Annotated in this window: 11 protein-coding genes; 5 read left to right on the top strand and 6 right to left on the bottom strand. The window is 71.1% G+C overall.

The window, feature by feature from the left end:
* The first annotated feature begins 31 nt into the window (after nucleotides 1-31).
* Nucleotides 32-1,765 (top strand): ABC transporter ATP-binding protein, encoded by a 1,734-nt coding sequence (locus ACZ7L6_RS18320; RefSeq protein ID WP_471925007.1) that lies wholly within the window; start codon nucleotides 32-34, stop codon nucleotides 1,763-1,765.
* Entirely contained in the window at nucleotides 1,765-3,693 is a 1,929-nt protein-coding gene (locus tag ACZ7L6_RS18315) for an ABC transporter ATP-binding protein (RefSeq protein WP_471925005.1), read from the top strand. The genes ACZ7L6_RS18320 and ACZ7L6_RS18315 overlap by 1 nt, the downstream gene beginning before the upstream one ends.
* A 189-nt stretch (nucleotides 3,694-3,882) precedes the next feature.
* Here the strand turns inward: ACZ7L6_RS18315 and ACZ7L6_RS18310 are convergent, their stop codons facing one another.
* Entirely contained in the window at nucleotides 3,883-5,193 is a 1,311-nt protein-coding gene (locus ACZ7L6_RS18310) for an RNA polymerase sigma factor (protein WP_471925003.1), read from the bottom strand.
* Nucleotides 5,194-5,331: 138 nt separating this feature from the next.
* Between ACZ7L6_RS18310 and ACZ7L6_RS18305 the strand changes: the two genes are divergently transcribed.
* Both ACZ7L6_RS18305 and ACZ7L6_RS18300 read left to right on the top strand, forming a co-directional pair.
* On the top strand, nucleotides 5,332-5,958 hold the full coding sequence (locus ACZ7L6_RS18305) for a hypothetical protein (RefSeq protein ID WP_471925001.1): 627 nt from the start codon (nucleotides 5,332-5,334) through the stop codon (nucleotides 5,956-5,958).
* Entirely contained in the window at nucleotides 5,955-6,959 is a 1,005-nt protein-coding gene (locus ACZ7L6_RS18300) for a nucleotidyl transferase AbiEii/AbiGii toxin family protein (RefSeq protein ID WP_471924999.1), read from the top strand. Before ACZ7L6_RS18305 ends, ACZ7L6_RS18300 begins: the two co-directional genes overlap by 4 nt.
* Here the strand turns inward: ACZ7L6_RS18300 and dnaG are convergent.
* From dnaG to ACZ7L6_RS18275, 5 genes are all read right to left on the bottom strand, one after another.
* The gene (gene dnaG / locus ACZ7L6_RS18295) at nucleotides 6,930-8,834 is read right to left on the bottom strand and encodes a DNA primase (RefSeq protein WP_471924997.1); all 1,905 of its coding nucleotides are present in this window, start codon (nucleotides 8,832-8,834) and stop codon (nucleotides 6,930-6,932) included. The two genes, ACZ7L6_RS18300 and dnaG, sit on opposite strands and share 30 nt — an antisense overlap.
* 38 nt (nucleotides 8,835-8,872) lie before the next feature.
* Entirely contained in the window at nucleotides 8,873-10,138 is a 1,266-nt protein-coding gene (locus ACZ7L6_RS18290) for an NAD(P)/FAD-dependent oxidoreductase (protein ID WP_471924995.1), read from the bottom strand.
* Between the two features lie 133 nt (nucleotides 10,139-10,271).
* The gene (locus ACZ7L6_RS18285) at nucleotides 10,272-11,570 is read right to left on the bottom strand and encodes a deoxyguanosinetriphosphate triphosphohydrolase (protein ID WP_471924993.1); all 1,299 of its coding nucleotides are present in this window, start codon (nucleotides 11,568-11,570) and stop codon (nucleotides 10,272-10,274) included.
* Between the two features lie 49 nt (nucleotides 11,571-11,619).
* On the bottom strand, nucleotides 11,620-12,012 hold the full coding sequence (locus tag ACZ7L6_RS18280) for a nuclear transport factor 2 family protein (RefSeq protein WP_471924991.1): 393 nt from the start codon (nucleotides 12,010-12,012) through the stop codon (nucleotides 11,620-11,622).
* Between the two features lie 101 nt (nucleotides 12,013-12,113).
* Nucleotides 12,114-13,001 carry a sirohydrochlorin chelatase gene (locus ACZ7L6_RS18275; protein WP_471924989.1) on the bottom strand — a complete coding sequence of 296 codons (888 nt, stop codon included), beginning with the start codon at nucleotides 12,999-13,001 and terminating at the stop codon, nucleotides 12,114-12,116.
* Between the two features lie 223 nt (nucleotides 13,002-13,224).
* Here ACZ7L6_RS18275 and ACZ7L6_RS18270 point away from each other — a divergent pair, with 223 nt between their 5' ends.
* The gene (locus ACZ7L6_RS18270) at nucleotides 13,225-13,911 is read left to right on the top strand and encodes a SanA/YdcF family protein (protein ID WP_471924987.1); all 687 of its coding nucleotides are present in this window, start codon (nucleotides 13,225-13,227) and stop codon (nucleotides 13,909-13,911) included.
* Nucleotides 13,912-13,963 lie beyond the last annotated feature (52 nt).

Here is a 13,963-nt window from a genome sequence, read left to right as displayed (position 1 = left end):
TCGAGACTCCGCCGACTCCGAGAGAAGCAGCGTGCTCATACGACTCCTGCGGACCTACCTCAGGCCCTACCGAAAACCCATCGGCTGGCTGGTGCTGCTGCAGTTCCTGCAGACCTGCGCCACCCTCTACCTGCCCACGCTGAACGCGGACATCATCGACACCGGCGTCGTCAACGGCGACACCGGCTACATCCTGTCGTACGGCGCCCTGATGATCGGCATCTCGCTGGCGCAGGTCGTGTGCAACATCGGGGCCGTGTACTACGGCGCACGGACCGCCGCGGCGGTGGGCCGGGACATCCGGGCGGCCGTCTTCGACCGGGTGCAGTCCTTCTCGGCACGGGAGGTCGGGCACTTCGGGGCGCCCTCGCTGATCACGCGTACGACGAACGACGTGCAGCAGGTGCAGATGCTGGCCCTGATGACGTTCACGCTGATGGTGTCGGCGCCCATCATGTGCGTGGGCGGCATCGTGCTGGCCCTCGGTCTGGACGTGCCGCTGTCCGGGGTGCTGGTCGGGGTCGTACCGGTGCTGGGCATCAGTGTGACCTTGATCGTACGGCGGCTGCGACCGCTGTTCCGGACGATGCAGGAGCGCCTCGACACGGTGAACCGGGTGCTGCGCGAGCAGATCACCGGCAACCGGGTGATCCGTGCCTTCGTGCGCGACGAGTACGAGCAGCACCGCTTCAGGAAGGCCAACGTCGAGCTCACCGACATGGCGATGGGCACCGGCAAGCTGCTCGCGCTGATGTTCCCGATCGTCATGACGGTGGTGAACCTGTCGTCGATCGCGGTGGTCTGGTTCGGCGCCCATCGCATCGACAGCGGCGGGATGCAGATCGGTGACCTGACCGCGTTCCTCGCCTATCTGATGCAGATCGTGATGTCCGTGATGATGGCCACCTTCATGTTCATGATGGTGCCGCGCGCCGAGGTGTGCGCCGAACGCATCCAGGAGGTCCTGGAGACGGAGTCGAGTGTCGTGCCGCCGAAGGCGCCGGTGCGGGAACTGCGCCGGCACGGCCATCTGGAGATCCGGGGCGCGGGCTTCCGCTATCCGGGTGCCGAGGAGCCGGTGCTGAAGGCGATCGACCTGGTCGCGCTGCCGGGTGAGACGACGGCCGTCATAGGCTCGACGGGCAGCGGCAAGTCGACCCTGCTGGGGCTCGTGCCCCGGCTGTTCGACGCGACCGACGGCCGGGTGCTGGTGGACGGGGAGGACGTGGCGACCATCGATCCCCAGCTGCTGGCGAGGACGGTCGGGCTGGTGCCGCAGAAGCCGTATCTGTTCGCGGGGACGGTGGCGACCAACCTTCGCTACGGCAATCCGGACGCCACGGACGAGGAGCTGTGGCACGCGCTGGAGGTCGCGCAGGCCAAGGAGTTCGTCGAGCGGCTGGAGGGCGGGCTGAACGCGCCCATCGCGCAGGGCGGCACGAACGTGTCGGGCGGTCAGCGGCAGCGGCTCGCGATCGCCCGCACCCTCGTGCAGCGCCCGGAGATCTATCTCTTCGACGACTCCTTCTCCGCCCTCGACTACGCGACGGACGCGGCGCTGCGTACGGCGCTCGCGCGGGAGACCGCCGAGGCGACCGTCGTCATCGTCGCCCAGCGCGTGGCGACCATCCGGGACGCCGACCGGATCGTCGTGCTCGACGAGGGACGGGTCGTCGGCACGGGCCGGCACCACGAGCTGATGGCGGACAACGAGACGTACCGGGAGATCGTGCTCTCCCAGCTGACGGAAGCGGAGGCTGCCTGATGGCCGGGCCGATGGGGCGGATGATGGCCGGCGGCGGCCCGGACCAGCGCTCGATGGACTTCAAGGTGTCGGGCAGGCGGCTCGTCGCCCGGTTCAAGCCCGAGCGGCTCACCATCTACGCGCTGCTGTTCTGCGTGGTCGTGAGCGTGGGCCTGTCGGTGGCCGGACCGAAGATCCTCGGCGAGGCGACGGACCTGGTCTTCGCGGGCATCGTCGGGCGGCAGTTCGACTCCGGGATGAGCAAGGAGCAGATCCTCGCGGCCATGCGGGAGCGCGGCGACAGCGAGATCGCCGACATGCTGCGCAGCACCGACTTCACGCCGGGACAGGGCATCGACTTCGGTGCCGTGGGGAACGTCCTGCTGCTCGCGCTCGCCGTGTTCCTCGTCGCCGGTCTGCTGATGGCGGTGGCGACGCGGCTGGTGAACCGGGCCGTGAACCGGACCATGTTCCGGATGCGCGAGGACGTGCAGGCGAAGCTGTCGCGGCTGCCGCTGTCGTACTTCGACAAGAGGCAGCGCGGTGAGGTGCTGAGCCGTGCGACGAACGACATCGACAACATCGGGCAGACGCTCCAGCAGTCGATGGGACAGCTCATCAACTCGGTGCTCACCATCATCGGTGTGCTGGTGATGATGTTCTGGGTGTCGTGGCTGCTGGCGCTGGTCGCGCTGGTGACCGTGCCGCTGTCGTTCTTCGTCGCCACGCGCGTCGGCAAGCGGTCGCAGCCGCACTTCGTGCAGCAGTGGCGCTCGACCGGCAAGCTCAACGCGCACGTCGAGGAGATGTACACCGGGCACACCCTGGTGAAGGTGTTCGGGCGGCAGGAGGAGTCGGCCGAGCAGTTCGCCGAGCAGAACGAGGCGCTCTACGAGGCCGGGTTCAAGGCGCAGTTCAACAGCGGGATCATGCAGCCGCTGATGCTGTTCGTGTCGAACATCAACTACGTGCTGGTCGCGGTGGTCGGCGGTCTGCGCGTCGCCTCCGGCTCCCTGTCCATCGGTGACGTGCAGGCCTTCATCCAGTACTCGCGGCAGTTCTCCATGCCGCTGACGCAGGTCGCGTCGATGGCGAACCTCGTGCAGTCGGGCGTCGCCTCGGCGGAGCGGGTCTTCGAACTGCTGGACGCGGACGAGCAGGAGGCCGATCCGGTGCCGGGCGTGCGGCCGGAGGAGTTGCGGGGGCGGGTGGCGCTGGAGGGTGTGTCCTTCCGGTACGACCCCGAGAAGCCGCTGATCGAGGACCTGTCGCTGACGGTGGAACCCGGGCACACGGTCGCGATCGTCGGCCCGACGGGTGCCGGCAAGACGACGCTCGTGAACCTGCTGATGCGCTTCTACGACGTCTCGTCCGGGCGCATCACCCTCGACGGCGTCGACATCGCGCGTATGTCCCGGGACGAGCTGCGGGCCGGGATCGGGATGGTGCTGCAGGACACGTGGCTCTTCGGCGGCACGATCGCGGAGAACATCGCGTACGGGGCGTCCCGGGATGTCACCCGGGGCGAGATCGAGGAGGCGGCGCGGGCGGCGCACGCGGATCGCTTCATCCGCACGCTCCCCGACGGGTACGACACGGTGATCGACGACGAGGGGTCGGGGGTCAGCGCGGGCGAGAAGCAGCTCATCACCATCGCGCGGGCGTTCCTGTCCGACCCGGTGATCCTCGTGCTGGACGAGGCGACGTCGTCGGTCGACACCCGTACGGAGGTGCTGATCCAGAAGGCGATGGCCAAGCTGGCGCACGGGCGCACGTCGTTCGTCATCGCGCACCGGCTGTCGACGATCCGGGACGCGGACACGATCCTCGTCATGGAGAACGGGTCGATCGTGGAACAGGGCGCGCACGGTGAGCTGTTGGCGGCCGACGGGGCGTATGCGCGGCTGTACAAGGCGCAGTTCGCTCAGGCGGTGGCCGAGGTGGACTGACGTGGACTGAGTCGCGTTCGGGGGTGCCACGTGGTGTCGTGGGGCGGCTGCGGGTCCGTTGTGGCTGGTCGCGCAGTTCCCCGCGCCCCTTAGGTACGTGCAGCTAACGCCCTTTAGGGGCGCGGGGCTGTACCGATTTGCGGCTCCGCCGCGTGGGCGCGACCAGCCCCCACCGGCCCGCAGACGGCGTCAGTCCAGGTAACCCCTCAGCTGATCCGCAAAGGCGTGGTCCCTCAACTTGTTCAGGGTCTTCGACTCGATCTGGCGGATCCGCTCCCGGGTCACCCCGAAGATGCGGCCTATCTCCTCCAGCGTGCGGGGGCGGCCGTCCGCGAGGCCGTACCTCAGCTGCACGACCTTCCGCTCACGCTCCCCCAGGGTCGACAGGACCGCCTCCAAGTGCTCCCTGAGCAGCAGAAACGCCGCCGACTCCACGGGTGACGCCGCGTCGCCGTCCTCGATGAGGTCGCCGAGGGCGACGTCGTCCTCCTCGCCCACCGGGGCGTGCAGCGACACCGGTTCCTGGGCCAGGCGCAGGACCTCGCTGACGCGCTCGGGCGGGAGGTCGAGGTGGGCGGCGACCTCTTCAGGCGTCGGCTCGTAGCCGCGTTCCTGCAGCATGCGGCGCTGGACGCGGACGACCCGGTTGATCAGCTCGACGACGTGGACCGGCACCCGGATGGTGCGGGCCTGGTCGGCGAGGGCGCGGGACATGGCCTGGCGGATCCACCAGGTGGCGTACGTCGAGAACTTGTAGCCGCGGGCGTAGTCGAACTTCTCGACTGCCCTGATCAGGCCGAGGTTTCCCTCCTGGACGAGGTCGAGCATGGTGAGCCCGCGGCCGACGTAGCGTTTGGCGACGGAGACGACGAGGCGCAGGTTCGCCTCGATGAGCCGCCGTTTCGCCATACGGCCCATGACGACCAGGCGGTCCAGGTCGAGGGCGAGCCGGCTGTCCAGGTCGCGGGTGTTGCTGAGCTTCTCCTCGGCGAACAGGCCGGCCTCCACGCGGCGGGCGAGTTCGACCTCCTCGGCCGCGGTGAGGAGGGGGATGCGGCCGATCTCCCGCAGGTACTGGCGGAAGAGGTCCGAGGACGGGCCGCTGGTGTCGGCGCGGCCGCGCGTCGGCAGCGGTGCTTCCACCGGCTCGGCGGCGTCGGCGCCGTCCGCGCCGTCCAGCGCCTCGGCGGGCGGTTCCGCCGGCTCGGCCGGCGCCTCCGGTTCCGCCTCGGGGTGGTGCGCGACACGGCTCTGCGGCGGCACCGCGACGAGAACGTCGGCGTCCGAAGCCGTGTCGTCCGTACTGCTGTCGGTCTGGCTGAGGGTCTGGGTCTGCACGGGGGCGACCTCCAGGATGATCGCTGCCGACGCATACGGCAGCGCTGCTTCGAGGGCGGAGTCGGCGGCCTCGCCGCTGTCCGTCCCGTACGCGATGAGCGGAACCGCGGGGGTGTGGGACCCGTTGGGAACGGATCGGCCGCGCTCCGAGGACTCAGGCACCGGAACCCAGTGTGGAGTACGACACATCGCCGCCACGAGGGGCGTGCGGTGACTTTTTGAGTCCGGTCCGTGACCGCGTGGTTACGGCCCCCGCAAAACCTGGGTGCCCGCGCCCGGCTGATCTGGCACGATTCCGCAGTGTCCGGATCCTTGTACGAAACCCATGTGACGGTCCGCTGCGCCGGCGCGGCCGAGTCCGAGCGGCTGCGCCGCTGGTCGGCCGCCGCGGGGCTGAAGCTCACCTGTATCGAACTGGCCCGCGGCCGGATGCCGTCGCAGCCGATGCTCACCCTGACCGGCTCCCCCTCCTGGGCCGCGGCGACGGCCGGCGCCGAGGAGGTCGCGGCGCGGCTGCGGGCGGACGGGTTCGCCCCGGTCCGGATCAAGACCGAGTCGGCGCCCTGGGCGCCGGAGGTGCCGGCCGGGCCGTGCGGCGGCGGGCAGTACTTCGAGCACCATGTGAAGCTGCGGCTGCCCGCGGACACGGACCTCGGCGCCCTGGCCGCCCGGGTGGTGCCGCACGGCGCGCATCTGTCGTGGAACGCGCGGCGGGTCGTCGGCGCCGGCCGGCACGAGCGGTTCGTGACCCAGCGGTGCCGCGGGGTGGACGCCGAGGGCGCCGGACGCGCGCTCGATGCGCTGCTGGCCGAGCTGGCGGGGCTCGAAGTGGTGGACGTGGAGCGGGAGTTCGTGCTGTACGACAGCGATCTGTCCGTGGACGACGGGTGGATCGACGACGACATGACGGAGGGGATACCGGGATGAGCGGGTCCTGGCGGAACTGGAACCTGTGGCGTGACATGCCCCGGGAGGAGCTGGACGACGCCACCCGGCGGGAGCGTGAGCTGCCCCTCACCCTGCGCACCGTGCCCGGCGAGGACGTCACCCAGCGACTGGTCTTCGACCCGGCGATGAAGCAGCACCAGAACGCCTATCGCGCCACCGACCCGGCCTTCACCGACCCCGCCCGCACGGATGCCTGGCGGGTGGCCCGGCGCCGGGCGCTGGACCTGGTCGTCACCGCGATCGCTCGGTCGGAGTGGGTCGACGCGCTGGTGCTGCGCGGCAGCGTGCTGATGGCCGCCTGGTTCGGCGAGGCCGCCCGCGAGCCCGGCGACCTGGACTTCGTCGTCGTACCGCACACCTGGAAGATGGACGACGAGCGCACCGCCCGGATGCTCGACGGCATCGCGCAGGCCGCGCAGGAGGCGTCCGGGGACGACGTCCGTGTCTCGGCTCAGGGCGCTGTCGTGGAGGACATCTGGACCTATGAGCGGGTGCCCGGCCGCCGCATGGTGCTGCCGTGGAGCGCGCCCGGGCTGCCCGGCGGTCACGTCCAGCTCGACTTCGTCTTCAACGAGAGGCTGCCGGAGCCGCCCGAGCTCGTGGAGCTGCCCGGCGGTGCGATCGTGCAGGCGGCCACGCCCGCGCTGTCGCTGGCCTGGAAGATGATGTGGCTGATCAACGACGCGTATGCGCAGGGCAAGGACCTGTACGACGCGGTCCTGCTCGCCGAGCGGCACCCGCTGCCCTACGAGCTGCTGCACGAGGTCTTCCGGCTCTCGGGCGAGTGGCCCTACCCCCAACAGCAGTACGTCACCCTCGACAACGTGGTGGAGTTGCTGCAGTACGTCGAGTGGAACCACTTCGTCGTCGAGTACCCGCAGTACGCCGACGACGAGCAGGCCTTCGTGGACCGGCTGATCCGGGCGGTGACTCCGACCTTCGCGGGGCGGTCAGAGGGCGGCGGCGCCCTGGACGCGTAGCGCCTGGTCGTACCGCTGCAGCACCCACAGCTCGTTCTGTACGGCGGCCAGTTGGGCGGGGTCGCCGCCCGCGCCCAGGCGGGTCAGCTGGCTCTGGATGTCGCGGATGCGGCGTTCCACGGCGCGGCGGCGGACGGTGACGAGTTGTTCGCCGGCGTAGTTCTCGTCGACTGTCTTGCGCAGGATCGCCTCGACGGCCAGCTCCGTGACCATCGCGCGGACCTGGTCGTCGGGGGCCGCCTCGCGGACGCGGACCAGGTACTCCTGCGGGTCCTGGATGCCGTACTCGGCGCCGCCCGCGTCCATGATCGCCTGGCGTACGGCGGCGTAGGGCGCGGCGGTGAACTCGTCGACGCCGTACGCGTCGAACGCCGGGGAGACCAACTCGGGCCGCTGGAGGGCGAGTTTCAGCAGCTCGCGTTCGGTGGCGTACACCGGGTTGCGCAGGGTCAGGGCCGGGCCCGACGGCCGGGAGACGGGGGCCGCGTCGTACTGCTGCTGCGGGCCCCGGGCCGTCGGCGCCTGGCCCCTGCCGCCCCGCTCCCGCGCCCAGCGCGCCAGCTGCGCGACCCGCTTGACCACGAACTGTGTGTCCAGGATGCCGAGCATGCCCGCGAGCTGGACGGCCACCTCGTGCTGGGCGCCGCTGTTCTTGATGCGGGCGACGATCGGCGCCGCCTCGTCCAGCGCCGCCGCGCGGCCCGCCGGGGTGTCGAGGTCGTAGCGGACGACGATCTGGCGCAGGGCGAACTCGAAGAGCGGGGTGCGCGGTTCGACCAGGTCGGCGACCGCCTCGTCGCCCTTCGCGAGGCGCAGCTCACAGGGGTCCATGCCGTCCGGCGCGATCGCGATGTAGGTCTCCGCCGCGAACTTCTGGTCGTCCTCGAAGGCGCGCAGGGCCGCCTTCTGGCCGGCCGCGTCGCCGTCGAAGGTGAAGATGACGCGGGCCGAGCCGTTGTCCATCAGCAGCCGGCGCAGGATCTTGATGTGGTCGCCGCCGAAGGCCGTACCGCAGGTGGCGATGGCCGTGGTGACGCCGGCGAGGTGGCAGGCCATGACGTCGGTGTAGCCCTCGACGACGACGGCTCGGCTGGTCTTGGCGATGTGCTGCTTCGCCAGGTCGATGCCGTAGAGGACCTGGGACTTCTTGTAGATCGTCGTGTCGGGGGTGTTCAGGTACTTCGGGCCGTTGTCCGCCTCGTACAGCTTGCGGGCGCCGAAGCCGACGACGTCCCCGGCGATGTCCCGGATGGGCCACATGAGCCGTCCCCGGAAGCGGTCGATGGGGCCGCGCCGTCCCTCCTGCGCGAGCCCGGACAGGACGAGCTCCTTGTCGCTGAAGCCCTTGCCGCGCAGGTAGCGGGTGAGGTGGTCCCAGCCCTGGGGGCTGTAGCCGACGCCGAAGTGGACGGCGGCGGCCTGGTCGAAGCCGCGCTCGGCGAGGAAGATCCGGCCGGTGTCGGCCTCGGGGCTGGTCGCCAGCTGCTCGGCGTACCACTCGGCGGCGATCTTGTGGGCCTCGACCAGGCGGATGCGTTCGCCGCGCTGGTGGGAGGGGTTGTAGCCGCCCTCCTCGTAGCGCAGGGTGATGCCGGCCTGGGCGGCGAGCCGCTCGACCGCCTCCGAGAAGGAGAGGTGGTCGACCTTCATCACGAACGTGATGGTGTCGCCGCCCTCCTGGCAGCCGAAGCAGTGGAAGAGTCCCTTGCTCGGGCTGACCTGGAAGGACGGCGACTTCTCGTCGTGGAAGGGGCACAGCCCCTTGAGGTTTCCGCCGCCCGCGTTGCGCAGCTGGAGGTACTCGGACACGACGGCGTCGATCGGGACCGCGTCCCGAACCGCCTTCACGTCCTCGTCGTTGATCCGTCCTGCCACGCGTGAATTCTACGGTGACGGTCGGACAGTCCTGTCGGCTAGGAGGCGAGGCTGTCCAGCGGAACATGCGGGTCCGCCAGCGCCTCCGTGTTCACCTGCGCCCTGGAACGAATCAGCCGCTGGATCGGCTCTGTGACGTCCCACACATTCACGTTCATCCCGGCGAGCACCCGGTTCTCCTTCACCCAGAACGCGATGAACTCCCGCTTCCCGGCGTCCCCGCGGATCACCACTTCGTCGTACGTCCCCGGCGGCGCCCACCCGCTGTACTCCATGCCCAGGTCGTACTGGTCGGAGAAGAAGTAGGGCACCCGGTCGTAGGTGACGTCCTGCCCCAGCATCGCCCGCGCCGCGGCCGGGCCGCCGTTCAGCGCGTTGGCCCAGTGCTCGACGCGTACCCGGGTGTCGAAGAGGGCGTGCGGGAAGGAGGCCACGTCGCCGGCCGCGTAGATGTCGGGGTCGGAGGTGCGCAGGTGTTCGTCGACCACGACGCCGCCGCCGTACGCACGGTCGGCGATCTCCAGCCCGGCCGCCTCCGCGAGAGCGACCCGCGGCGCCGCTCCGATCGCCGCGAGGACGTCGTGCGCCGGGTGCTCCTCACCGTCGTCGGTCCGGGCCGCCAGCACCATGCCGTCCTGGCCGACGATCTCCGTCAGCCGCCGGCCGAAGTGGAAGCGCACCCCGTGCTCGCGGTGCAGCTCGGCGAAGAGTGCCCCGAGCTCGGGGCCGAGGACGCGGTACAGCGGGGTCGGGTTGTGCTCGACGACGGTGACCTCCGCGCCGTACTCGCGGGCCGCCGCCGCGACCTCCAGGCCGATCCAGCCGGCGCCGGCGATCACGATGTGCCCGTTGTCACGGCCGAGCGAGGTCAGGACGCCCTTGAGGCGCTCGGCGTGCGCGAGGCGGCGCAGGTGGTGGACGCCGGCCAGGTCGGTACCGGGGATGTCGAGGCGGCGGGGCTCGGCGCCCGTGGCCAGCAGCAGCTTGTCGTAGTGGACGACGGTGCCGTCCTCGCCGAACCGCACCGTCTTCGCCCCGCGGTCGATCGCGTCGACGGTCTGGCCGAGGTGCAGCTCGATGTCGTTACGCGCGTACCAGGCGGGTTCGTGCACGAAGACGCTGTCGCGCTCCTCCTTGCCGAGGAGATAGCCCTTGGAGAGCGGCGGGCGCTCGTAGGGGTGGTCGCGCTCGTCGCAGATCAGTATCACCCGCCCGGTGAAGCCCTCCGCGCGGAGCGTCTCGGCCGCCTTCGCGCCGGCGAGTCCCCCTCCGACGATGACGAATGTCTGATCCGCGTCGACCACTTGATGCCTCCTCGTAAAGGTGCCGCCATGCGAGCGTCCCGCACGCAGCGTGATGGGGGAAGAGGGAGTGGCCCGATCAGGCCACGGAGTGTCACATTCGGGCTCGTTTCACTTCACTCGTGCCCCGGCCCTCTCATGAGTGGCCCGTCAGGCGGGCGTGCAGTGCGCGTGCCGACGCGTCCGTCAGGGACGCGATCTGGTCGACGATCACGCGCTTGCGGGCGCGGTCGTCGGGGGCCGCGTCGAACAGGGCCCGGAACTGGGGGTCCAGGCCGTCGGGTGCGCGGGCGGTGAGCGCCTCGGCCAGTTCGGCGACGACGATCCGCTGGTCGGCGCGGAGCCGCTCCTGCTCGGCGCGCTGCATGACGTACCGGTCGGCGACCGCCTTGAGCACCGCGCACTCCAGGCGGGTCTCGTGCGGTACGACGAGTTCGGCGCCGTAGCGGGTGAGCCGTCCGGCGCCGTACGCCGCGCGCGTGGCGGTCTCGGCGGCCAGGCAGAACCGGCCGATGAGCTGGCTGGTGGCGTCCTTCAGGCGGGCCTGGGCGACGGCCGAGCCGTCGTAGCCGTGCGGCCACCACGGTTCTTCCTGGAGCCGGTCGAGGGCGGCGGCGAGTTCGGCGGGGTCGGTGTCCTCGGGGACGTACCGTCCGACGGCCACCGCGAAGACCGCCTCGCGTTCTGGCTCGGCGTGCAGCAGGTTGGGGTCGATGTGGCCGGCGTGCAGGCCGTCCTCGACGTCGTGCACCGAGTACGCCACGTCGTCGGACCAGTCCATGACCTGGGCCTCGAAGGTGGTGCGGGCGCCGGGGGCGTCCTTGCGGACCCAGTCGAAGACGGGGCGGTCGTCCTCGTAGACGCCGAACTTCGGGGAGGTGGGGTCGGTGGGGTGGGCGCCGCGGGGCCAGGGGTACTTGGTGGCGGCGTCGAGGGCGGCGCGGGTGAGGTTGAGGCCGACGGAGCCCTCCGGGGTGAACCGTTTGGGTTCGATGCGGGTGAGGAGCCGCAGGGACTGGGCGTTGCCCTCGAAGCCGCCGCAGTCCTCGGCGAATTCGTTCAGCGCGACTTCGCCGTTGTGGCCGAAGGGCGGGTGGCCGAGGTCGTGGGAGAGGCAGGCGGCTTCCACGAGGTCGGGGTCGCAGCCGAGGGCCGCGCCGAGCTCCCGGCCGACCTGGGCGCACTCCAGGGAGTGGGTGAGGCGGGTGCGGGGGCTCGGATCCCAGGCCTGGCTGTGGGTGCCGGGCGTCACCACCTGGGTCTTGCCGGCCAGGCGGCGCAGGGCCGCGGAGTGCAGGACGCGGGCGCGGTCACGTTGGAAGGCGGTGCGGCCTGGGCGCTTGTCCGGCTCCGGTGCCCAGCGTTCCACTGACGCGGGGTCGTAGCCAGGGGGTGGGATGTGGTTTTCGTGGGGGTGTGCCGCGGTTCCTTCCATGCCTCGACAGTAAGGGCAGGGTCTGACAAATGGAGGGGAGCTGATTCGCCTATGCCCAGAACTCGTCGTACGCCACCGGATCGGTCGTCACCACCCAGCCCTCGGTGATCCGGCCGTCGTCGATGTGGAGGACGAGGGCGTAGTCCACATCGAGCCTTCTGCCCTCGCGTGTCGCCGTGACGTGGAGCAGGGCGACGGTGTGGTCGTCGTCGGCGAGGACGTCGTGCAGCTGCGGGCGGTAGGTGCCGTCCGTCAGCCGGAACTCGCGGCCGAACAGGGCGAACGTGGCGTCGCGCCCCCGGTGGTCGCCAGCCAGGAGGTTCCTGCCGCCGATGTGCCACACCACGTCGGGATGGAACAGCTCGGCCAACGTGTCCATGTCGCCCGCCGAGAAGGCGGTCATGACGCGGTGGAAAACGGCGGTGTTCGGATGGTCGGGCATCGGTGCCTCCCTCGGCCTCCTCACGAACGTAAGTCGGCCGACGGACCGGGACCCGCCGTCGTTACGCCGTCCGGCCGAAGCCGGGGGCGGTGCCCCGCGCTCTAAGCCGATGCCAGTTCGGGTGCCGTGGTGGCCGGGGTCGCCAGCATCTGGTCGTAGCGGTGGAGGAGCAGGCTCGCCATCGCGGGGTGGGTGCCGAGCGGGGCCGACGCGATCCATGGGGCCGCCTGCGCGCACTCCGTCGCGAAGCGGCCGGGGGCGGTGAAGTAGGAGGCCACGGCCACCCTCGTGCGGCCCCGGGCCGCCAGGGCGCGGATGGCGTCGGGGACCGTCGGGGCCGCCGTCGTCGCGTACGCCGGGACCACCGGGACGCCCAGGCGGTCGGCGAGGAGCTGGGCCGTGCGGGCGGTGTCGACCTTGGACTCGGGGTCGCGGGAGCCCGCCGCCGCCAGGACCACCGCACTCCTGCGGCGGGTGGCGTCGTCCGTCCGGGTGCGCCAGCCGGCCTCGACCAGGCGGGCGTACAGGGCCTCCACCAGCAGCGGGTGCGGGCCGAGGGCGCCGGCCACGCGGGCGCGTACCTGCGACTCGGCGGCCATCTCGGGGATGTCCCGCTTGATGTGGTAGCCGCGACTGAGGAGGAGCGGGACGAGGATCGCCTCGCGGTCGCCGAGGGCGGCGAGGGTGTCCGGGAGCAGGGGCTCGTTCAGCTCGATGTGGCCGAGGTGGACCGGCAGGGCGGGGCGCAGCTCGCGGACCTTGTCGAGCAGCGCGCGCACGGTGCTCAGGGCGCGCGGGTCGCGGCTGCCGTGGGCCACGACGACGAGCGCGGGAGGTTCGGGGCGGCGCCTGCCGTCGAGCGAGACGAGGCTGAGCTGGCTGGCTAGCTGGCTGCTGATCCGGTTCATGATGTGCGCCGTACTGTCGAGGTGGGCCCCCGGGACGGGGAGGGTCGTGGACTCGTCGCGAGGAGGTTTCGACGCCGTCATGAATCGATGGTGAGGGCGGGACGTTGCCTCCCCGTTGCGCGTGAATAACGGGTGTTTACACCAGGTTCACCGCGGGGCCCCTGAGCTGTGTGAGCTGGGCTGACCTGCGGATTGACGGTCCGGTGTGAACCTGGTCACGTCGTGGGCGGCGAACCGCGGAGGCCGACAGAACGTCCCTGAGTGTCGAGAACAGGCCGTGAGCCGACAGAGAGGGACCGTTCCGATGCGCCGACCCGAGCTGCGCCGACCACGACTGCCGCGCACCCGCACCGGGCAGCGGCGGCTGGTGCAGGCCGTGATGCTCGGGTGCGTGCTGGCGCTGCTTCCGGCCACCTGGATGTACGTCGTGACCGGTGACCGGCTGCGGACCGCGGCCGACGTGCCGCGCACCGACGTCGCCGTCGTCTTCGGCGCCGGGCTGTGGGACGGCGAGCCGTCCCCGTACCTCGCCCACCGGCTGGACGCGGCGGCCGAGCTCTACCGCGCGGGCCGGATCGAGGTCGTCCTCGTCACCGGCGACAACAGCCGGGAGGACTACGACGAGCCGGACGCCATGCGCACGTATCTGACCCGGCACGGCGTACCCGGCTCGCGCATCGTCAGCGACTACGCCGGCTTCGACACCTGGGACTCCTGCGTCCGCGCCAAGAAGATCTTCGGCGTCGACGAGGCGGTACTCATCAGCCAGGGCTTCCACATCCGGCGCGCGGTCGCACTGTGCGAGGAGGCGGGGGTGGCGTCGTACGGCGTGGGGGTCGACGAGAGGCACGACGCCACGTGGTACTACGGCGGCACCCGGGAGGTGCTCGCGGCCGGCAAGGCGGCCCTGGACGCGGTCTTCGAACCGGACCCCCGGTTCCTCGGGCCGAGGGAACCGGGCGTGGCTCGCGCGCTGGCCGGCGCCCGCTGAAACGGCCCAGGGGCGCGGGGCTGTATCGATATGCGGCTCCGCCGCGTGGGCG

It is taken from the genome of Streptomyces sp. NPDC107522, assembly GCF_055657525.1.
Note: the sequence above shows the minus strand (reverse complement) of the source record. Positions and strands in the feature narration are given on the sequence as shown.